Genomic DNA, 19,559 nt, shown 5'->3' with positions numbered 1-19,559 from the left:
CGCTCGCGCGACGGGCCCGGCACCTTGTTTCTTCCGTGGCCGACTGGATTTGACATGACCACACGGCGGAGAGTGGATGTGAGACGGTTGAATGGCCGGGAGTGCGGAGGGCGCACATGGCGCCTGCGGGCCCGAGACCTCACCCCGCTCACGCCGCCACCTCACCCCGGCACCTCACCCCGCCACCTCAGCCGAGCAGCGCCGCGCTGATCAGCTCGGAGGCCGACTTCGCCGACTCCTCCGGGTCCTCGCCCTCCAGGACTGCCGTCATATACGGCTTGATCGGGTTGTCGGCCTCGACGCTCGCCCACTGCGGAGAGTTCGGGGTGGCCCGTCCGCGCGCGGCGCCCTCGGCCATCGCGGCCGTGCTCGCGTCGCCGCGGATGACGTCGGCGAGGGTCGTCTTGTTCGGTACGTAGCTCATCGTCCGGGCGAGATCCGTCTGCCAGGTCTCGCCCGCCAGCGCCTTGACCACCTCGACGGCGGCCGAGTGATGACTGGAGTTCTTCGGCACGATCAGATCGGAGCCGCCGGTGAAGACGGCGCCCGGCTTGGTCGCGGTCTTGCCCGGAATGGGGAAGAAGCCGAGCCTGCCCTTCAGTTCGGGGTTCTTCTCCTCGATGATCCGCGCCGAGCTGGGGGTGGAGATGATCTGTGCGACATCGCCCCGGGCGAAGACCTCCGCCTGCGGGGGCTTGGCCTCGTCGGAGTTCTTCGGTCCGTCGCCCAGCGACTGGAGCTCCTTGTAGAAGTCCATGCCCCTGAGCGCGGCGGGCGTATGGATCGTCCCCTGCCACTCGCCGCCGGACTCGACGGCCAGTTCGCCGCCCTCGTCCCAGATAAACCCGGCCAGGGTGTACCAGTCCTGTCCGGCGAGATAGATGCCCTGGTTCCCGCCGCGGTTCAGCTCGGCGGTGTCGTCCAGCCACTGCTCCCTGGTCTTGGGCGGCTCCGCTATCCCGGCGAGCGCGAAGAGGTCCTTGTTGTAGATCACGACGCGGTTGGCCGCGTACCAGGGGATGCCGTACTGCGCGCCGTTGATGCTGCCCGGCTGGGCGAGACCGGGCAGCCAGTCCTCGCTGCCCAGATCCCGTACCGACTCCAGGGTGAGATCGCGCAGATTGCCGCTCTCCGCGTACTGGGCGACCTGGGTGTTGCCGACCTCGATCACATCCGGGGCGTCCTCGCCGTCCAGCGCGGTGAGCACCTTCTCGCCGATCCCGGTCCACTCCTGGATCTTGATGTCGAGCCGGACGGAGGGATGCTCCTTCTCGTAGTCGCTCACGAACCGCTTGAGGAAGTCGTCCGAGACGCTGTCCTTCATCAGCCAGACGGTGACCGTCACGGAGTCGTCCCCACCGGGCAGCACTCCGCAGCCGCCGAGGGCGACGGAGGACACGAGAGCCACGGAACAGACGAGAGGGCGGTTCTTCACGTAGGTCAACCTTCTGGCGTGAGGGCACGGTGCAGGAAGAGGGCCCGACGTGGGGGGAGCGAAACCGGGTTCGCACGGGTGTGTGGGATTTTGGTATGGACCAAACGGCCGGTCAAGTCCCGGAAGCGAACGGAAAGCAGACGGAAGGTGCGGCGGAGGGCCATCCGGCGCCGGATGTCTCGCGGACCGCCGTGGGGTGGGGCACGGTGGAATGACACCGCGACACCCGTGACGCGTGAAGAGGAGACGACGCCATGTCCCACCACACCTACCGGGTCACCGAGATCGTCGGCAGCTCGCACGAGGGCATCGACGACGCCATCCGCAATGGCATCGCCCGTGCCGCGCAGACGCTGCGGGGTCTGGACTGGTTCGAGATGACGGAGGTACGGGGCCATATCGTCGACGGCGACATCGAGCACTACCAGGTCGGCCTGAAGGTCGGCTTCCGCCTCGACGACGCCGGCTGAGCGGCCACACGCGCGGCAGGTCCCTGACACCGCCGCGCGCCGCCGTCAGGTACGGCCCTCGCGCCGCGCCGCCGTCAGGTGCGGCCCTCGCGCTCCTGCGCGTCCTTCAGCGCCTGTGAGGTGCTCGCCCAGCGGGCCCGTACGACCCTGAAGCCCGCTCGCTCGGCCGCGTCGCAGACCAGCTCGTCATCGTCGACCAGCATCCGCACCTCCCGGCCGCCGGCCAGCCTGCGCAGCATCTCCAGCTTGGTCGTACGCGCGGGCCGCCGGTCGTCGTTCCGGCGCATCCAGATCCGCCCCTCGGGCAGGCCGTGTTCGCGCAGCCAGGCCAGAGTGTCCGCGCGGCAGCGCTCCGGACGGCCGGTGAGGTACATGACCTCGCACTCCTCGGCGGACTCCGCCACCAGCCGCAGGCCGTCGGCCAGTGGTGTGTCCTGCCCGGCCGCGCCGAAGAATCCGGTCCAGTCGCGGGGCCGCCGCTCCAGGAAATGCTGACGGTGGCCGGTCTCGGCCAGTGTGCCGTCCAGGTCGAATATGGCCAGCGGCCTGCTGTTCCCCGTCGTCCGTGTCACGGCCGTCAGCCTAGACGAGTACGTCCGAAGTCCCGTCGCGGCACTGGACAACGGAACCTCAGGAGCGTGCGACCTTGCGGGTCGCCCGCAGCCACTCCTTGTTCATCGCCGCGATGGACGGCAGCGGGATCCCCTTCGGGCAGGCGGTGGCGCACTCACCGGCGAGGGTGCAGCCGCCGAAGCCCTCCTCGTCCATGGTCGCGACCATGTCGAGGACCCTGGTCTCACGCTCCGGGGCGCCCTGCGGCAGCACATTGAGATGGTTGATCTTGGCCGAGGTGAAGAGCATCGCCGAGCCGTTGGGGCAGGCCGCGACACAGGCGCCGCAGCCGATGCACTCGGCGTGTTCGAAGGCGAAGTCGGCGTCGGGCTTGGGCACCGGGGTGGCGTGTGCCTCGGGCGCGGCGCCGGTGGGGGCGGTGATGTAGCCGCCCGCCCCGATGATCCGGTCGAAGGCGGACCGGTCCACCACCAGGTCCTTGACCACGGGGAAGGCCCCGGCCCGCCAGGGCTCGACATCGATGGTGTCGCCGTCGTCGAAGTGCCGCATATGGAGCTGGCAGGTGGTGGTGCGCTCGGGGCCGTGGGCATCGCCGTTGATGACCACCCCGCACGCGCCGCAGATGCCCTCGCGGCAGTCGTGGTCGAAGGCGACCGGCTCGTCGCCCTTGAGGATCAGCTCCTCGTTGAGGGTGTCGAGCATCTCCAGGAACGACATGTCCTCGGAGATGCCGTCGATGTCATAGGTGACCATGGCGCCGGGGGCGTCGGCGTCCGGCTGTCGCCAGACGCGCAGGGTGAGCCTCATGCGTAGCTCCGCTGGGTGGGGTGGACGTACTCGAAGACGAGGTCTTCCTTGTGCAGGACGGGCGCGGTGCCGGTGCCGGTGAACTCCCAGGCCGCCACGTACGAGAACTCCTCGTCGCGGCGGGCGGCCTCACCGCCCTCGGTCTGCGACTCCTCCCGGAAGTGGCCGCCGCAGGACTCGGCGCGGTGCAGGGCGTCGAGGCACATCAGCTCGGCCAGTTCCAGATAGTCGACGATGCGATTGGCCTTCTCCAGCGACTGGTTGAGCTGCTCGCCGGTGCCCGGCACCTTGATCCGGCGCCAGAACTCCTCACGGATCTGCGGGATCCGGTCGAGCACCTTGCGCAGTCCCTCGTCGGTGCGGGCCATACCGCAGTGTTCCCAGAGGAGTTCGCCGATCTCCTTGTGGAACGAGTCGGGCGTACGGTCGCCGTCGACGGCGAGCAGCAGCCGCAGCCGGTCCTCGGTGTCGGCGACCGCCTCGGCCACCTCGGGGTGGGAGCCGTCGATCTCGTCGTGGTGCGGATTGCGGGCGAGATAGTCGTTGATGGTGGACGGCAGGACGAAGTAGCCGTCGGCCAGGCCCTGCATGAGCGCGGACGCGCCGAGCCGGTTGGCGCCGTGGTCGGAGAAGTTGGCCTCGCCGATCGCGAACAGCCCCGGCACGGTGGTCTGGAGGTCGTAGTCGACCCAGAGCCCGCCCATCGTGTAGTGGATCGCCGGATAGATCCGCATCGGCACCTCGTACGGGTTCTCGGCGGTGATCCGCTCGTACATCTCGAAGAGGTTGCCGTACTTCTCCTCGACCGCCTTGCGGCCGAGCCGCGCGATGGCGTCGGCGAAGTCGAGATAGACGCCCTGCCCGCCGGGTCCGACCCCGCGGCCCTGGTCGCAGACGTTCTTCGCGGCCCGCGAGGCGATGTCGCGCGGGACGAGGTTGCCGAAGGACGGGTAGATCCGCTCCAGGTAGTAGTCGCGCTCGTCCTCGGGGATCTCGGCCGCCGGACGCTGGTCGCCACGCGCCTTCGGCACCCAGATACGGCCGTCGTTGCGCAGCGACTCACTCATCAGTGTCAGCTTGGACTGGTGGTCGCCGGAGCGCGGGATGCAGGTGGGGTGGATCTGGGTGAAGCACGGGTTGGCGAAGTGGGCGCCGCGCCGGTGCGCCCGCCAGATGGCGGTGGCGTTGCTGTTCTTGGCGTTGGTGGAGAGATAGAAGACATTGCCGTAGCCACCGGAGGCGAGGACGACCGCGTCCGCGAAGTAGGTGTTGACGGCTCCGGTGATCAGATCGCGGGCGACGATGCCCCGGGCCCGTCCGTCGACGACGAGCAGATCGAGCATCTCGGTGCGCGGGTGCATCTCGACGGCGCCCGCCGCGATCTGCCGGGACAGCGCCTGGTAGGCGCCGAGCAGCAGTTGCTGGCCCGTCTGGCCGCGGGCGTAGAACGTACGGGAGACCTGGACGCCGCCGAAGGAGCGGGTGTCGAGGAGCCCGCCGTACTCCCGGGCGAAGGGCACGCCCTGTGCGACGCACTGGTCGATGATCTCGACCGAGACCTCGGCGAGCCGGTGGACATTGGACTCGCGGGCCCGGAAGTCGCCGCCCTTGACGGTGTCGTAGAAGAGCCGCTGGATGGAGTCGCCGTCGTTGCGGTAGTTCTTGGCGGCGTTGATGCCGCCCTGCGCGGCGATGGAGTGGGCGCGGCGCGGCGAGTCCTGGTAGCAGAACTGCACGACGTGGTAGCCCTGTTCGGCGAGCGTGGCACCGGCCGCGCCGCCCGCGAGGCCCGTACCGACGACGATCACGGTGTGCTTGCGGCGGTTGGCGGGGTTGACCAGCTTGGCCTCGAAGCGGCGCCGGTTCCAGCGCTCGGCGACGGGCCCGTCCGGCGCCTTGGTGTCGGCGATCGGCGCACCGACGGTGTATTCGGCGTAGTTGGTGGGTTCGTTCATGTCAGCTCACCACTCCGGTCATGACGGCAACGGGTACGGCGATGAAGCCCGCGGTGAGCACCAGCGCCAGCAGGTCGCCGGCGGTCCTGAGGACGCGTTCGCGGGTGGCGCTGCCCACGCCGAGGGTCTGCGCGGCGCTCCAGAAGCCGTGCCGGACATGGAGTCCGAGGGCGAGCATCGCGACGATGTAGATGGTGTTCCCGTACCAGGTCGAGAAGGTCTCCACGACGTTCTGGTACGGCCGGCCGGACTGGAAGCCGGGGTTCACGGTGCCGGTCGTCAGATCGAGGATGTGCCAGACGATGAACAGCGCGAGGATGATCCCGCCCCAGCGCATGGTGCGGGTGGCGTAGCTCGCGCGGGCCCGCTTGTGTACGTACTTGCTCGGGCGGGCGGCGAGATCGCGACGGCTGAGCTGGTAGGCGCAGACCGCGTGCAGGACGACGGCCACGACGAGGACCACCCGGACGATCCAGAGCGCCCACTCGTAGTGCAGGATCGGTTCGCCCATGGTCCGCAGCCAGTGCGCGTAGCCGTTGAACTCCGGCGGTCCGAAGAAGATCTTGAGATTGCCGAGCATGTGCGCGACCAGATAGCCGAGCATGATCAGGCCGCTCACGGCCATGACCGTCTTTTTTCCGATCGTCGAACCCCAGAGGGTGCGGGTCATGGACGGCCGTTGGTCCGTCCCCCGCGTTGCCAGCGCCATGGACAGCACGCTAGGCCGCGCGATGCCGAGAGGTCCAAGACATGGTCCGGCTGATCTCCATAGCCTGTGCCTATCGCGCGATCTACCCTGGCTCTTGTGCAGTTCCAGCAGCTTCTCTACTTCGTGGCGGTCGCCGAGACCCGGCACTTCACCCGCGCCGCCGAACGCGTCCATGTCTCGCAGCCGTCCCTCTCCCAGCAGATCAGGGCGCTGGAGAGGGAGCTGGGGGCCGAGCTCTTCAGCCGCGCCCGCGGCAATGTCGCCCTCACCGACGCGGGCGAGGCGCTCCTGCCGCTCGCCCGGCGCATCCTCGCCGACACCGAGACCGCGCGCGTCGAGGTGCAGGAGCTGGTCCAGCTACGGCGCGGCCGGGTCAGGCTGGGGGCGCCGCCGAGCCTGTGCACCGGACTGCTCCCCGATGTCCTGCGGGCCTTCCATGATCTGCACCCCGGCATCGAGCTGCTGATCGAGGAGAGCGGCTCGCACGATCTCGTACGGGAGCTGGCGCGCGGGGCGCTGGACCTCGCCCTGGTGGTGATGCCCCTGCCGGCCGCGTCGCCCGCGCTGACCACCGTCGAGCTGCTGCACGAGGATCTGGTCGTGGTCTCATCGGCCGCCGCCCCTGCCCCGCGGCGGCCGGTCAGGATCGCCGATCTGGAGGGCGAGCCGCTGGTGATGTTCCGGCACGGCTACGATCTGCGCGAGCTGACGGTTGCCGCCTGCCGGGCCGAGGGTTTCGAGCCGTCGTTCACCGTGGAGGGCGGCGAGATGGACGCCGTCCTCGGTTTCGTACGGGCCGGTCTGGGCGTGGCGGTCGTACCGAGCATGGTGGCGGCGAGGGCGCGCGATCTGAGGGTCACGGCCCTGGCCAGGCCGGGGCTGCGCCGTACGATCGCGCTCGCCCACCGCAGCGATGTCGCCCCGCCGCGCGCCGCCCGCGAACTCCAGAGGGTGCTGTTCTCCGCCGGGGCCGCGGGCGGAGCGACCGGACCGGGAATCTAGGGCTTGTCCGGCGGGGCGAACATCGCCGGGAGGGGCACTAGACCGCGTCCGCGAGCGACAGCATGTGCAGCTGCTCGGGCGGGCCCGGTCTCGCGTAGTACCAGCCCTGGGCGGTGTCGCAGCCCAGGCGCCGCAAGTGCTCCGCCTGCGCTCCGGTCTCCACGCCCTCCACCGTCACGGCCAGCTCCAGACTGTGCGCGAGCGCCACGATCCCCTCGACGATCTTCAGATCGACCGGGTCCGCGGGGTGCTGCTGCATGCCCTGGGTGAAGGAACGGTCCAGTTTGAGGACGCTCACCGGCAGCCTGCGCAGATTCGCCAGGTTCGAGTAGCCGGTGCCGAAGTCGTCGAGCGCGATGTCCACGCCCATCTCGGCGAGCTGGCGCAGCGGCTTGAGCAGATCGTCGTCCGCGCCGATCAGCGCGGACTCGGTGACCTCCAGGCACAGCGCGCCCGGCGGGAGACCGACCCGCTCAAGCACCTCCACGGTGTCGGCGACGAGTCCGGGGTGGTGCAGCTGCGTCGGCGAGAGATTCACATTGATCCGCAGCGGTCCGCCGAGCGCGCCCTCGGGCAGCTGGCGCTGCCAGAACATGGCCTGACGTACGGACTGTTCCAGCACCCAGCGGCCGAGCGGCACGATCAGTCCGGTGTGCTCGGCGAGCGGGATGAACCGGTCGGGTCCCAGTACGCCGTGCTGCGGATGGGACCAGCGCACCAGCGCCTCCGCGCCGTGCACCGTGCCGTCGTCCAGGTGCACCAGCGGCTGGTACTCGATGAAGAACTCACCGCGCTCCAGGGCCGCGGGCAGCGCCGTCGTCAGTCCGTGCCGGGTGATGGCGCGGGCGTCCGCCTCCGGGTCGGCCACCTCGTAGCGATTGCCGCCGGCGGCCTTGGCCCGGTACATGGTGATGTCCGCGCTGCGCAGCACCTCCGCGGGGCTCCGGCCGGCCGAGGGCCCCTCCACGATGCCGATGCTGCCCCGGACCGTGAACTCCCGTCCGTCGAGCCGGATCGGGGTGGCCAGTACGTGGAGGATCCGGGAGGCGAGATCGGCCACGCCCTGCTGGGTGCCGGGCCCGGTGGTCAGCGCCACGAACTCGTCGCCGCCCAGTCTGGCCACCATCTCGCCGGGCGCGGTGGCGCAGCTCTGGAGCCGGTCCGCGACCTCGACCAGCAGCCGGTCGCCCGACGAGTGGCCGAGGCTGTCATTGATCGCCTTGAAGCCGTCGAGGTCGAGATAGCAGAGGCCGAAGCGCGCGCCGTCGTCCGCGGAGAGCGTCTTCTCCAGACGCTCGAAGAACAGCGTCCGGTTGGGCAGTCCGGTCAGCGCGTCGTGCGTGGCCTCGTACCGCAGCCGCAGATTGAGCAGCCGCCGCTCGGTGGTGTCCTCCATCAGCGCCAGCTGGTACTGGGGAGCGCCCTCGGCGTCCCGCAGCAGCGAGAGGGTCAGATTGGTCCAGAGCACCGTGCCGTCGTTGCGGTAGAACGGCTTCTCGACCCGGAAATGCTCGCGCTCGCCGCGCACCAACTCGTCGTAGAGGCGCCAGACATGGGCCGCGTCCTCGGGGTGGACCCACTCGCTCACATTGCGGCTGCGGACATGGTGTTCGAGTCCGCCGAACATCTGAGTCAGGGTGTCATTGACCTCCAGCACATTGCCTTCGAGATCGGCGATGCCGATGCCGATGGCCGCGCCCTCGAACACCGCGTGGAAGCGGGCCTGTGTGGCGTGCAGCGCGTCCTCGGCGTCATTGCGCGCGGCGAGCGCCGAGCGCGCGATGGCCTCCTGCTCGCTCAGCGTGCGCTCGCGCAGCGCGTGGGCGAAGCCGGCGGCGAGGGAGTGCTGGAGACGGGCGCAGCGGGCGCGGTTGTCCTCCGCGGCCAGCTCCTCCGTACCGCAGTACAGCACCAGATAGGAGTCGACGACACCGAGCGTACGGCCGAGTGCCTCGGGGTCGGTGCAGTGCGCCGCCACGAGGGCGGCGCCGACGCGCGTGGCGGGCGCGGTGTCGAAGGGGTGCGCGTGCAGCGCCTCCTGCAACTCGCGGGCCAGCGGCAGCAGATGCGTTTCGAATTCGGGGCGCGTCAGAGACGTGGCCGTCGCCGGGAAGATCGCCCGGCTCCAGATCGTCGCGAAGCGCCTGAGTCTGTCTTCCAGCCCGTCCGGTTCGCTCTCGGCGGCTGTCGGCTGCGAGGGCACCTTCACGCCTTGCGTCCCACTCCGCCGAAGCCGGAGAAGGCGTACGGGTCCTCCTGGTCGGCGGGGCTGTCGGGCCGCCAGTGCGGCATGGAGACCAGACCGGGCGCGACCATCTCGAAGCCGTCGAAGAACCGGGCGGTCTGCTCGCGGGTACGCATGACCAGCGGGTTGCGGATGTCCTTGTAGACGGCGACCGCGGCCCCGGTCTGCTCCTGCGGGAGCGGCACGCCGTCGTACGAGGCGTGTGTGAGGACGAGCAGGCTGCCGGGCGCGAGCGCGTCGCGCAGCTCGGCCACCGCGCCGTACGGGTCGTCCTCGTCCTCCAGAAAGTGCAGGACGAAGACGAGCAGCAGCGCCACGGGCCGCTCCAGGTCGAGCAGTTGCCGGGCCTCGGGGCTGCTGAGGATCTGTCCGGGCTTGCGGAGATCGGCGCTCACGATGGCAGCGTTGTCGTTGCCGTCGAGAACCGCCTGGCTGTGGGCGACGGCGACCGGGTCGTGATCGACGTAGAGCACCCGGGCTTCGGGGTCGCCGGCCTGGGCGACCTCATGGACATTTCCGTAGGTCGGAATGCCTGATCCGATGTCGAGGAACTGAGTGATGCCCTCATCGAGCGCGAATTTCACCGCGCGGCGCATGAACGCGCGGTTCGTCTTCATGATCGTGGGAAGCCCCGGCATGAACCCCATTGCCTTGCGGGCCGCTTCCCTGTCCACCTCGAAATTGTGCGAACCGCCCAGATAGTAGTCGTAAATGCGGGAAACGCTAGGCATCGATATGTCGATGCCCTGCGGGGCCCAGGCGGGACGCTCCATCGATGTCTCCAACAAGTCGCCACGGGATGCGGCCAAGGTACACGGCCGGTTGTTCGAGCCGAGGCTACTGATCGCCCGCCAAGAGAGCGAGCCCAAACGGAAATTAGCGATCCGTTCTTGGTCACACGCCGCTGGCACGTGCGACCGGTCCGCCGCCGCACCGAGCGGTGCGGCGGCGGACCGATGGGCCGGAGACACGCGGCGTGGGGACTACTTGGGCGCTCCGACCAGCTTGGAATCCGGGGAAACCGCGAACCATGTGCCGCCAACGCCCTGACCATTGGTATCTCCCGGCTTTGTGTCGCCGGCGAAGGTGTAGATCGGCCAGCAGTCGATGCTCTGCTGCTTGATTCCGTCGGGCCGGTCGAAGGTCACGAAGCCCTTCTTGATGATCCCCTCGGTGTCATTCTTCTCGACGGGAGCGACAACCGGCCACTTCTCCAGACAGGCCCCGGTGCAGGCCGACTTCATCGGCCAGGCGGAGTCCTTCGTGAACCGATAGACCGTCATTCCCTTCGAATCCACCACAATGTCACCGAGTTTGGGGTCCTTGCGGACCGAAAGCCCGGGAAGATCAGCGGGGGTGGCCTCCGCGCCGGTGCCCGAGCCGGCCACTGCCGCCTTCTTGCCGTCGGGGGCCGAGGCGAACCAGGTACCGCCCACTCCCTGGCCGTTCGCGTCGCCGGGGCTGGTGTCCTTGGCGTACCGGTACATCGGCCAGCCGTCGACGGTGAGCTGCCTGGTGCCGTCGGCGCGGGTGATCTCGCCGAGCAGCGTGGCGTCGGTGCCCGCCGCGGCCTTGGCGTCACCCGCGGCCACCACCGGCCAGGCCTTCACGCAGTCGCCCTCGCAGTTCGACCGGGGCGGGCTCGCCGTGTCCTTGTCGAAGCGGTAGAGCGTGAACCCCTCGCTGTCGGTGAGTACCTTGCCGAGCTTCTTGCTGTCCCACACGGCGAGTTGACCGGCCGGCTTGGCCGCCGCCGCGTCCGCCGCGCCCGTATCGGATCCGTAGCCGCTGTCCGCGCCGTATCCGGCGTCGGCCGGCTTGGCGGCGCCGACGGACTGGCCGTTGGTGTCCGTCCCTTGGTCCTGACCGCACGCCGTCGTCAGGGCCAGTACGGCCGCCGCGGTCACCGCGAGCGAGGCGTTCCGCCAGGTTTTCATGTCAACTCCCGCTATTTGTAGGCCAGTTGAGGCGCCTGGTTGCGCCGCTCATGGTCCTAAGTACGCACCGGTGACGGCCTCGCGTTCAACGCGGGCGGAAAAAACTTCCGCGGCGCAAGTCCATGGCCGTCACATCCCCCAATTCGGGGGAATCCCAGCGACTTCACGCGTGCCGTGGCCGGATGGGGAACAAACTCCTGCCCGTGTATGGATCGCTCGTCGGACGGCTGCTCGCGGCCGCCGCACTCATATCCCTGTCGGCAGTCCCGCTGCCCGCTGTGGCCGGCAGCTGTGCCTACGCGTCCCTCGGGCCGGGTGGTCCCGGCGGCCCGGGAGGGGTGGTCGCCGTGGCCGGGAGCGGCGACTGCCGGCCGACTCCCACTCCGACGCCTCCCCCGCCGTCCGAGCCGCCACCGAAGCCGCCGAAGCCGCCCAGGCCATCGAAACCGCCCAAGCCGCCGAAACCCACACCCCCGGCACCGCCGCCGCCTCCTTCGCCGTCGCCGCGGCCGTCGCCGCCCGCGCCTCCGCCGGTCCCCAGCGTCGTACCGCCGGCGCCCTCGCCGGTCGCCCGAGCGCCCCTCCGGCAGCCCCGGCCCGCACCGCCGCCCCCCGCGCCGGTGCCGAAGCCGCCGCCGAAGCCGCCGGCCCCTTCGCCGTCGCCCACCCCGTCGGCGGCTCCCACGCCGTCCTCGGTGGCGCTGCCCGCCTATCGCAAGGCGACCCGTGATCAGCCCGGGAGCGGCCCCTCCCCCGTTCTGCTGATGCTCCTCATCACGGCCCCGGCCGTCCTCGCCGTAGCCGTCCTGCGTCCCCGCCACCGCTGATCCACGGAGATCTCATGTCGGAATGGCTCGTTCTGAGCATCGCGATGGCCGCCGCCTGCGCGGTCGTCCTGACCATCGTCGTCATCAACAACCGCCGCGTCCGCGAGGACGACGACCCCTCCGAGACCCCCGATGTCATGGACTACATGACGATGATGATCGGCGTGATCTACGCGATCGTGCTGGGTCTCGCGATCGCCGGCGTCTGGGAGGGCCGCAGCGCGGCGCAGGAGACCGTACGCCAGGAGGCCCAGGCCCTGCACGAAATCCGGCAGCGGGTCCAGGTCTATCCCGCCGAGGTACGGCACCGGATCCGCGCCGATGTCGACGCCTATGTCACCTATGTCGTCCGCAGCGAATGGCCGCACATGTCCGAGCACGAGGCTCTGAGCGCGAAGGGCACCGAGCTCTTCGACCGGATCCGCACGGATGTCAGCCAGTACGCGCCCAGGACCGATCTGGAGGGACAGGCCTATCAGCCGCTGGTCGACGAGGTGGCCGCCGCCGATGACGCCCGGGGCGCACGGGGGCAGAGCGCGGGCGCCACCATGCCGGGGGTCGTCTGGTTCGGCCTCATCACCGGCGCCGTGGTCACGGTCGGGCTGATCTTCGTCCTGCAGATCCGCCGTACCTTCCGGGAGTTGCTGCTCGCGGGGCTGTTCAGTGTGCTGATCTCGTTCCTGCTCTTCCTCATCTGGGACTTCGACGCGCCCTACGGCCGCGGGATCAGCGCGACCGCGGCACCCTTCCTCGACCTGTTTCCGCAGATCGGGTCCTGAGCGACCGGAACCGAGTGGGGTACGGCTGTCCGCCGCCCGGGGGACACCCGTGCCCCATTCGCCCGTCAGCGATCGCGGCTGTGATAACGGGCTCCTAGCGTTTCCGGCATCGAGGTGCATTCCCTGCCTTATGTGGAAAACGGTTCCGCAGCTGCTCCTCGGGGACCCGGAGGATTCATCATGCGCGCGATACATGCCGCGTCCGCCGCTCTGATGGCAGTGTCCGCACTCGTACTGACCGCGCCCACCGCGACGGCCGCGCCCAGCGGCGGAAACGCGCCGTTCGGATTCACGGTCACGCCCTCCACGGTCGCGGCGGGAGGCAGGGTGACCCTCTCCGTCACCAACTGCGGTACGACCGCCACCGCCTCCTCCGGGGTCTTCGACACGGTCAACATCCCCTCGGGCCGGTCGGCCACCGCCACGGTCGACTGGGACGCCAAGGCCGGCGCCACGTATCAGGTGACCTTCACCTGTAACGGCCAGTCGGGGACGACCAGTCTCCGGATCGCGGGCGCCACACGGAACCCGACACCGGCCGCCACGGTCACCCGCACGACGGCGACGGTCGTGCCGGGCGGGGTGCGCGGAGGTCTCGGCGGCAGCATGGACGGGGTGAGCACCGCCGAACTCGTCGGCGGTACCGCGCTGGTGGTCGCCGCGGCCACCGGCACGATCTATGTCGTACGCCGGCGCGCGGAGGACCGTCAGCACTGATCACCGACGGCCGGTCGTCCAAAAAAAGTCACACGAAAAGGCCCCCGCCCCGAGTCCTCGGTCCGGACTCGGGGCGACGGGCGTTCGGGGCCCTGTGGACCCCCGGTGGAGGCTGCCGGGAGAAGGGCACCCGGTCAGATCCCCACACCGGCCGGCCGGCGACGGCGGGCGAGGAACAGCGAACCACCGACGGCCGCCGTCGCGACGAGCCCGCCGCCGACCGCCATCTCCGTGGAACTGGGACCGATGGAACCGCCGAGCCCGCCCAGCGCGCCCCGCCCCTCCAGCACCCGGAACTGATGGGTCGCGACCCTGTCGTTGTCACTGCACCTGACGGCAAGGTTGTAGTTGCCCGGCGTGGCGTCGTCATGGATCCGGGCCCTGGCCGTGGAGTGCCCGGAAGCGTTCACGGACAGCTCGACCCGCCGGAAGGCGTTCGACGTGACGGTGCCTCCGTGGCCGCAGCCCCGGGCGCTGATCTCGATCGTGCTGCCCTGGTGGACCTCGAACGGATTGATGGTGACATTGGTCGGACCGTTGGTCGCGACGGCCAGCGGGGCGGAGAGCGCCACGGCCGCGCAGGCGGTGGCGGTCACCGCCAGAGCGCGTGAAGCACGCATCGTTGAACCTCCAGCGGAAGGCGCCCCAAAGCGGTGCTCCGGGAGAATTCGACGAGTACGCCCTCCATGACGAACCCTCACCGGGCTTCGCGAGGCCCGCATTTCGGCGCTGGTCCACCCCGGTGAGCCGACACGCCGTCAGGGGAACGCCCGCCCGACGGATCCGCAGGTCACAGACCGTCAGAGATTTTTATGTGCCGGTTACTCAGATGGGTCAGCCCCGCCGGGCCCGCCACCCATTCGCCTTCCAGTGATCGCCGCCGGGTTGCGACGCACTTACCGTGCCTGCAGACGTCCACGAAGGGAGAACTATGGGCATGCACCACAACGCCCCGGAGTCGAGGAAGCGCTCGCCCTGGGGCGTTCTGGCTCTCGTCATGCTCACCGGCATCGCGATGATGCGCAACGGGGTGGACGTACCGCTGGGACCGCCGCAGCCCGCGGCGGCCGCCGCGCCGGCCGGCGTAGCGGATCCGGCGTCTGCCGCCGCCATCAGCGCCTCCACCCCGGTCGTGAAGCCGCTGCCGTTCGCGCCGATGTCGCGGGTACGGATCCCGTCGCTCAGGGTCGACGCGCCGGTCGTGGATGTGGGCCTCGACCCGGACGGCTGGATCGCCGCGCCGCCGCCCCGGGACCCGAATCTGGCGGGCTGGTACCAGAACGGTGTCGCGCCCGGCCAGCAGGGCACCGCGGTGGTCGTCGGCCATGTCGACAACAGGTCGGGACCGGCCGTCTTCTACGGTCTCGGCTCGCTGGAGAAGGGCGCGCATGTCGAGGTGGAGCGCTTCGACGGCAGGACGGCGGTGTTCGAGATCTACGGGGTGGAGGTCTACTCCAAGAACGAGTTCCCGGCGGCCCGGGTCTACGGCGACTCCGGCCATGCCGAGCTGCGGGTGATCACCTGCGGTGGCGGTTACTCGAAGAGGAGGGGATACGACGGCAATGTCGTCGTCTTCGCCCGGCTGGTCAGGACTTACTGACCAGCCGGGGGCGGCCGGGGGCCGGTCTCATCGGTGGGGCACGGCGATGCGGTACCCGTCGTCCAGCAGCCGGGGCAGATAGCGGCGCAGCGCCGCTACGCTCTGTGAGCGGTCGCCGCCCGCGTCATGGCTGAGGACGATGGCCCCCGGCCCGGCTCCGCCCAGCACTCTGCGGACGATGCTGTCGGTGCCGGGGGTCTCCCAGTCGAGGGAGTCGACGGTCCAGGCGAGCGGCTCCATGCCCATCTCGGACCCGATCTCGAAGGCGTACCGGTTCCAGGCGCCGTAGGGCGCGCGGTACCAGAGGGGCGGGGCGCCGAGGATGTCCTCCACCACCGCGCTCGTGCGTCCCATCTCGCCGCGGATCTGCGACGGCCTGAGCGAGGTCATCAGCGGATGGGACCAGGTGTGGTTGCAGATGATGTGGCCGTCGTCGTCGGCCTCCCGCAGCAGGTCACGATGGGCGTCGGCCATCTCGCCGCAGACGAAGAACATCGCGCGAACGTCGTATTCCCGCAGTGTGCGCAGGATGCCGGGGGTGTAGTCCGGGTGGGGCCCGTCGTCAAAGGTGAGGACCATCGTGCGGCCCAGCTCGGGCATCTCCAGGATGGGCGCTTTGCGTACCGGCGGCAGGGCTCTGCGGTAGCGGGGCTGCGCGCCCTCCGTCATGGGCTGGAGCCGGTATGTGGAGGGATTCTGCGGGCCTGTCACCAGGCTTGCCGTCTGTGCTCCCCCCGACGGGACCGGCGTGGCGGGGCTGCCGGGTGTCTGGGCCTGTCCCGCGGTCAGCAGCCGGGTGGTGAGCGCGGCGCCGAGGCAGGCGGCGATCCGCAGGACCGCACGGCGCCCCGAAAGCATCTGATCCTTTTTCATGACCAATGGCTCGCACGGTGGATGCTCCGTGCCGCTCATCAACACCGGTTATCCGAGGGAAAGTACCCGATGGGGTGAGCCATGAAGGGAGCGCGCACCGGTCCGCCGACGCGAGGGGCAGTGTCTCACGAATGGCCGGACGGCCCGGACGCGCGGTGGGCCGGACCGTACGGTCAGAGCTCCGGGGAGACCGCCGCAGGTCTGTTCGCCGGGAGCGGATACTCTGCGTGCCGTGACTCAGCAGCCCACTCAATTCGAACGTGGTACCGACGGCCCGAAGGTGATCGTCGTCGGCGTGGACGGTTCGCAGTCCTCGTTCCGCGCCGCCGCGTACGCCGGCGGTCTGGCCCGGCGGCAGAACGCCCTGCTCGCCATCGTCTATGTGCAGCCCGTCATGCCCGCCGGCGCCGCCCTCGGCGCCCCGGTCGCGGAGACGACCGGGGAGATCGCCGAGGGTCTGGTGGAGGAGATCCGGGTGGCCATAGAGCGGGTCAGGGACGTCTGGGACGTCCGCTGGGAGTTCCACACCTTCCACGGTGACCCGTACAGCGGACTGGTCACGGCGGCCGACGAGCTCAAGGCCGATGCCGTGGTGGTGGGCGCCTCGGAGTCGGCGGGGCACCGGATCATCGGTTCGGTGGCGGTACGGCTGGTCAAGGCGGGCCGCTGGCCGGTGACGGTCGTCCCGTAACCCCTGGCCGTACGGCCCCCCTCGCCCCACATCCCGCCCGGCGCCCGCGCGCGTTCTGCTCAGCGGCCCGCGGTGAGGCCCTGCGCCGCCGCGCCCCGGCTGAGGACCGCCTCGCTGATCTCCGACTGGATCTCGCGGTAGTCGTCCCGCTCGGAATCGCGCCGTACGGCCTGCGGCAGATTCACCACGCGTCCGGTGTCGAGGTCCCACATCTGCGGGATGAACTCGGCCTTCTTCACGGGCCAGCGCTCCCCCGGCGCGGCGGGCGGCGCGAAGGTGAACCGGCCGATCGAGCCATGGTTGCCGCGCGGGTCCAGCTCACCGTCGTCGTTGGTCATCGTCCCGGCGATCTGGTCGCCCATCCCGTAGATGATCCAGGTGCCGTTGACCTTCTCGTACGGCTGCGGGACATGCGCGTGGGTGCCGAGGATCAGATCGATGTCGGGACGGCCGCCGGTGCGCGACGCGGTGAGCTTCTTGCCCAGGCTCAGCTGCTGCTCGTCGGGCTCCGTCTGCCATTCGGTGCCCCAGTGCAGGCTGAGCACGACGACATCGGCGCCCGCCTTACGCGCGGCGCGGGCATCGGCGATGATCTTCCGCTCGTCGATGAGGCGGACGGCCCAGGGCTGCCCGTCGGGGAGCGGGACGTCGTTGGTGCCGAAGGTGTACGCCAGCTGCGCCACCTTGGCACCGCCCGCCGTCAGCAGGGCCGGGCGCGCGGCGTCGGCCGCCGAGCGTGCCGTTCCGGTGTGCCGGACGCCCGCCTTGTCGAAGGCGTCGAGGGTCCGGCGTACCCCGTCGGCGCCGTCGTCCAGGCTGTGGTTCGAGGCGGTGGAGCAGGAGTCGTAGCCCGTGGCCCGCAGACCGGCGGGGATCTCCGGCGGGGACACGAAGGACGGATAGCCGCTGTACGAGCCGTCCTTCTCGCCGAACACGGTCTCCATGTGGCAGATCGCCACATCGGCGCCGGAGACCACCGGTTTCACGTTGTCGAGCATCGGCCCGAAGTCATAGCCCTCGCCGTCCGCGTCGGCGTTCGCGTGGGCGATGACGGAGTCGTGCGGCAGCACGTCCCCCGAGGCGACGAGCGTGAATCCGCGCTGTTGGGGCGCGGCGCCGCCCGCGGCGGAAGGTGCCGCGGAGCCCGGCCGCGGCGGGCCGTGCGGGACCGGGGCGGAAGGACGTTCGGGACCGGCGCAGGCCGCCGCGGTTCCGATGAGCAGCGCCGCTGCGGCCACCGCTCCCTGTCGCATGCGCTTCGTCATCGGGCAGGCTCCAATTTTCGGGGAATACCATCCCAATGAATCCATATATTCACATAAATGGATGTCAAGTGACCAAGCTGACAGTTCCCCTGAAAGGGGGCCAACGGCACCGCCCGACCGTTCACCGCACCACTCGCCGCAGTGAGCGACCGCTCGTCGCAGACCTCGGTGCGCTCTCTGTCCCTCGGCGCCGCCATGCGTTCGGATACGGCAGGCGGCAACGGAGCCGCGTACGACGGCGACCCCGGCGGGAAGGGCGTTCACGATGACCACAGCCATGGCCGAGGAGAGGACCGACGAACGGGCGCTGACGGAACTTCAGCGCGACCACGGACCGGCCCTGCTGAACTTTCTGCTGGGCCTGACCTATGGCGACCGGCAGCGCGCCGAGGACCTGCTCCAGGAGACGCTGGTCCGCGCCTGGCAGCATCCCGAAGCCTTCGACGGGCCCTTCGAGTCCATGCGGCCCTGGCTCTTCACCGTCGGCCGCAGGCTGGCGATCGACGCCCGCAGATCCCGGCTGGCGCGGCCCACGGAGGTCAGCGACGGGATTCTCGCCGCCACGCCCGACCCCGAGGACCGCACCGAGAGCACGGTCGCGGTGCTCGACGTACGCGAGGCGGTACGGACGCTGAGCCATGAGCACCGCGCGGTGCTGACCCAGATCTACTTCCGCGGACTGAGCGTGAACGAGGCGGCGCGGGTGCTCGGGATTCCGCCCGGCACGGTCAAGTCCCGTTCGTACTACGCGCTGCGGGCGCTGGCCCGTTCACTGCCCGGCTACGGCGCGCCCGGCCACCACAGGTCGTCCTCGTCCAGGAGCGCCAGCAACGACGGCGCGTCGGCCACCTCCAGATAGGCCGCACCGCACGGGCCGCACTCCGCCAGATGGCCCGCGACCCGCCGGTCCTCCTCGGGCGCGAGCGCTTCGAGTACGTAAGCGCCGAGGAGCGACCGCACATGCGGGCCGGAATCGTCCGCTCCATCGCCGGACGCGTCACCGTCGGCCACACCCGTCACAATCCTCTCCCGTCCGCCGACCGATCCTGCCTTTCTGGCCACGCGGGGCGGCCACCGCCGGTTCAATGCTCCGTGAAGCAGGCTTCGGAGGAAGGAAGGAAGGCGGAAAAGCGATGCGTCCGGAATGTACCGAAGGGGCGGGTGGTGGCGGCCTCCTGGTGCCCATGGCTTGGATGTACGCGGAGTACATCGCCGACGAGCTGTTGCGCACCGGCGATCTGATGCCGCCGACGACGCTCGAATACCGGGCGGGGCGGGACGCGCTGGCCCTGACGATCTTCCTCTCCGACAGCTCGGTGGGCGGCGCGCGCGTGGTGGCCAGGATGGAGGAGTGGCGCTCCCTCACCGCGTACGGGACCTGCTGGCGGGAGTGGGTCTGCGGGCGGCTCGACCGGCTGGAGGCGGCCTCGTTCGAGTCCGGCCGGGAGACCAGGGATCCGGATCTGGAGCTGGCGGGCGCGGCGTGGCGGTGGCTGGAGGAGACGGAGCTGCTGGCGCCGGATCTCGATGCCGTGGGCCCGGTGTGCGACGATCCGTCCCCGGCCGGCGAGGCGGAGGGCCCGCAGGTCTGGACCCCGGCCTGGCAGCTCGGACTGCCGCTGGGCCATCTGGCGATCCATCTGTTCTGAACGGCGACCACTCCGGCCGGCGACC

Annotated in this window: 21 protein-coding genes; 8 read left to right on the top strand and 13 right to left on the bottom strand. The window is 70.1% G+C overall.

All coding sequences use genetic code 11. The features are described from left to right. Positions 1-187: 187 nt before the first annotated feature. Positions 188-1,435 (bottom strand): extracellular solute-binding protein, encoded by a 1,248-nt coding sequence (locus tag ACFRKB_RS05210; RefSeq protein WP_383103434.1) that lies wholly within the window; start codon positions 1,433-1,435, stop codon positions 188-190. Between the two features lie 254 nt (positions 1,436-1,689). On the opposite strand from ACFRKB_RS05210, the gene ACFRKB_RS05205 reads away from it, so the two are divergent. Then, on the top strand, positions 1,690-1,905 hold the full coding sequence (locus tag ACFRKB_RS05205; protein ID WP_365971812.1) for a dodecin: 216 nt from the start codon (positions 1,690-1,692) through the stop codon (positions 1,903-1,905). A 74-nt stretch (positions 1,906-1,979) separates the two neighbouring features. Here the strand turns inward: ACFRKB_RS05205 and ACFRKB_RS05200 are convergent, their stop codons facing one another. Genes ACFRKB_RS05200 through ACFRKB_RS05185 form a run of 4 tightly spaced genes read right to left on the bottom strand, consistent with a single transcriptional unit; the run spans position 1,980 to position 5,949 of the window. Further along, positions 1,980-2,477 carry a phosphatase domain-containing protein gene (locus ACFRKB_RS05200; protein WP_383103432.1) on the bottom strand — a complete coding sequence of 166 codons (498 nt, stop codon included), beginning with the start codon at positions 2,475-2,477 and terminating at the stop codon, positions 1,980-1,982. A gap of 58 nt (positions 2,478-2,535) precedes the next feature. Continuing rightward, complete coding sequence (locus ACFRKB_RS05195; RefSeq protein WP_383103431.1) at positions 2,536-3,285, bottom strand: succinate dehydrogenase/fumarate reductase iron-sulfur subunit; 750 nt, start codon at positions 3,283-3,285, stop codon at positions 2,536-2,538. Beyond that, the gene (locus ACFRKB_RS05190; protein ID WP_383103430.1) at positions 3,282-5,240 is read right to left on the bottom strand and encodes a fumarate reductase/succinate dehydrogenase flavoprotein subunit; all 1,959 of its coding nucleotides are present in this window, start codon (positions 5,238-5,240) and stop codon (positions 3,282-3,284) included. The genes ACFRKB_RS05195 and ACFRKB_RS05190 overlap by 4 nt, the downstream gene beginning before the upstream one ends. A 1-nt stretch (position 5,241) precedes the next feature. After that, positions 5,242-5,949 (bottom strand): succinate dehydrogenase, encoded by a 708-nt coding sequence (locus tag ACFRKB_RS05185; protein ID WP_383103429.1) that lies wholly within the window; start codon positions 5,947-5,949, stop codon positions 5,242-5,244. Positions 5,950-6,045: 96 nt separating this feature from the next. Here ACFRKB_RS05185 and ACFRKB_RS05180 point away from each other — a divergent pair, with 96 nt between their 5' ends. Beyond that, complete coding sequence (locus ACFRKB_RS05180) at positions 6,046-6,951, top strand: LysR family transcriptional regulator (protein ID WP_383103427.1); 906 nt, start codon at positions 6,046-6,048, stop codon at positions 6,949-6,951. 37 nt (positions 6,952-6,988) lie between these two features. Here ACFRKB_RS05180 and ACFRKB_RS05175 read toward each other — a convergent pair whose 3' ends face one another. The 4 genes from ACFRKB_RS05175 to ACFRKB_RS05160 all read right to left on the bottom strand — a co-directional run bounded on the left by ACFRKB_RS05175 (position 6,989) and on the right by ACFRKB_RS05160 (position 11,818). After that, positions 6,989-9,160 carry a putative bifunctional diguanylate cyclase/phosphodiesterase gene (locus ACFRKB_RS05175; protein ID WP_383103426.1) on the bottom strand — a complete coding sequence of 724 codons (2,172 nt, stop codon included), beginning with the start codon at positions 9,158-9,160 and terminating at the stop codon, positions 6,989-6,991. Next, positions 9,157-9,969: an SAM-dependent methyltransferase gene (locus ACFRKB_RS05170; protein WP_365971709.1), complete on the bottom strand. Its 813-nt coding sequence runs from the start codon at positions 9,967-9,969 to the stop codon at positions 9,157-9,159. Before ACFRKB_RS05170 ends, ACFRKB_RS05175 begins: the two co-directional genes overlap by 4 nt. A gap of 210 nt (positions 9,970-10,179) precedes the next feature. Continuing rightward, positions 10,180-11,133, bottom strand: coding sequence for an SCO0930 family lipoprotein (locus tag ACFRKB_RS05165; RefSeq protein ID WP_383103425.1), 954 nt, complete (start codon positions 11,131-11,133; stop codon positions 10,180-10,182). A gap of 295 nt (positions 11,134-11,428) precedes the next feature. Next, on the bottom strand, positions 11,429-11,818 hold the full coding sequence (locus ACFRKB_RS05160; RefSeq protein ID WP_383103423.1) for a hypothetical protein: 390 nt from the start codon (positions 11,816-11,818) through the stop codon (positions 11,429-11,431). A 156-nt stretch (positions 11,819-11,974) separates the two neighbouring features. Here ACFRKB_RS05160 and ACFRKB_RS05155 point away from each other — a divergent pair, with 156 nt between their 5' ends. Then, entirely contained in the window at positions 11,975-12,739 is a 765-nt protein-coding gene (locus ACFRKB_RS05155) for a bestrophin-like domain (RefSeq protein WP_383103421.1), read from the top strand. A 180-nt stretch (positions 12,740-12,919) separates the two neighbouring features. Then, on the top strand, positions 12,920-13,456 hold the full coding sequence (locus ACFRKB_RS05150; RefSeq protein ID WP_383103419.1) for a hypothetical protein: 537 nt from the start codon (positions 12,920-12,922) through the stop codon (positions 13,454-13,456). 134 nt (positions 13,457-13,590) lie between these two features. Here ACFRKB_RS05150 and ACFRKB_RS05145 read toward each other — a convergent pair whose 3' ends face one another. Beyond that, positions 13,591-14,076 carry a hypothetical protein gene (locus tag ACFRKB_RS05145; RefSeq protein ID WP_383103418.1) on the bottom strand — a complete coding sequence of 162 codons (486 nt, stop codon included), beginning with the start codon at positions 14,074-14,076 and terminating at the stop codon, positions 13,591-13,593. Between the two features lie 311 nt (positions 14,077-14,387). On the opposite strand from ACFRKB_RS05145, the gene ACFRKB_RS05140 reads away from it, so the two are divergent. Further along, positions 14,388-15,056 carry a class F sortase gene (locus tag ACFRKB_RS05140; RefSeq protein WP_383103416.1) on the top strand — a complete coding sequence of 223 codons (669 nt, stop codon included), beginning with the start codon at positions 14,388-14,390 and terminating at the stop codon, positions 15,054-15,056. Between the two features lie 27 nt (positions 15,057-15,083). Here ACFRKB_RS05140 and ACFRKB_RS05135 read toward each other — a convergent pair whose 3' ends face one another. After that, positions 15,084-15,929, bottom strand: coding sequence for a polysaccharide deacetylase family protein (locus ACFRKB_RS05135; RefSeq protein WP_383103414.1), 846 nt, complete (start codon positions 15,927-15,929; stop codon positions 15,084-15,086). Between the two features lie 232 nt (positions 15,930-16,161). Between ACFRKB_RS05135 and ACFRKB_RS05130 the strand changes: the two genes are divergently transcribed. After that, complete coding sequence (locus ACFRKB_RS05130; RefSeq protein WP_030349349.1) at positions 16,162-16,620, top strand: universal stress protein; 459 nt, start codon at positions 16,162-16,164, stop codon at positions 16,618-16,620. A gap of 59 nt (positions 16,621-16,679) precedes the next feature. Here the strand turns inward: ACFRKB_RS05130 and ACFRKB_RS05125 are convergent, their stop codons facing one another. Continuing rightward, the gene (locus tag ACFRKB_RS05125; protein WP_383103412.1) at positions 16,680-17,885 is read right to left on the bottom strand and encodes a CapA family protein; all 1,206 of its coding nucleotides are present in this window, start codon (positions 17,883-17,885) and stop codon (positions 16,680-16,682) included. Between the two features lie 277 nt (positions 17,886-18,162). On the opposite strand from ACFRKB_RS05125, the gene ACFRKB_RS05120 reads away from it, so the two are divergent. Continuing rightward, the gene (locus ACFRKB_RS05120) at positions 18,163-18,744 is read left to right on the top strand and encodes a sigma-70 family RNA polymerase sigma factor (protein ID WP_383103885.1); all 582 of its coding nucleotides are present in this window, start codon (positions 18,163-18,165) and stop codon (positions 18,742-18,744) included. On the opposite strand, the gene ACFRKB_RS05115 is transcribed toward ACFRKB_RS05120, so the two are convergent. Further along, the gene (locus ACFRKB_RS05115; RefSeq protein ID WP_383103410.1) at positions 18,666-18,896 is read right to left on the bottom strand and encodes a zf-HC2 domain-containing protein; all 231 of its coding nucleotides are present in this window, start codon (positions 18,894-18,896) and stop codon (positions 18,666-18,668) included. The genes ACFRKB_RS05120 and ACFRKB_RS05115 overlap by 79 nt on opposite strands. 122 nt (positions 18,897-19,018) lie before the next feature. Here ACFRKB_RS05115 and ACFRKB_RS05110 point away from each other — a divergent pair, with 122 nt between their 5' ends. Further along, positions 19,019-19,534 carry a hypothetical protein gene (locus tag ACFRKB_RS05110; RefSeq protein WP_383103408.1) on the top strand — a complete coding sequence of 172 codons (516 nt, stop codon included), beginning with the start codon at positions 19,019-19,021 and terminating at the stop codon, positions 19,532-19,534. Positions 19,535-19,559: the final 25 nt, after the last annotated feature.

Origin of the sequence: Streptomyces scopuliridis (assembly GCF_042790125.1) — a bacterium.
In the GTDB taxonomy this organism is placed as follows: Bacteria; Actinomycetota; Actinomycetes; order Streptomycetales; family Streptomycetaceae; genus Streptomyces; species Streptomyces scopuliridis_A.
This window is presented reverse-complemented; position numbering and strand designations above follow the sequence as displayed.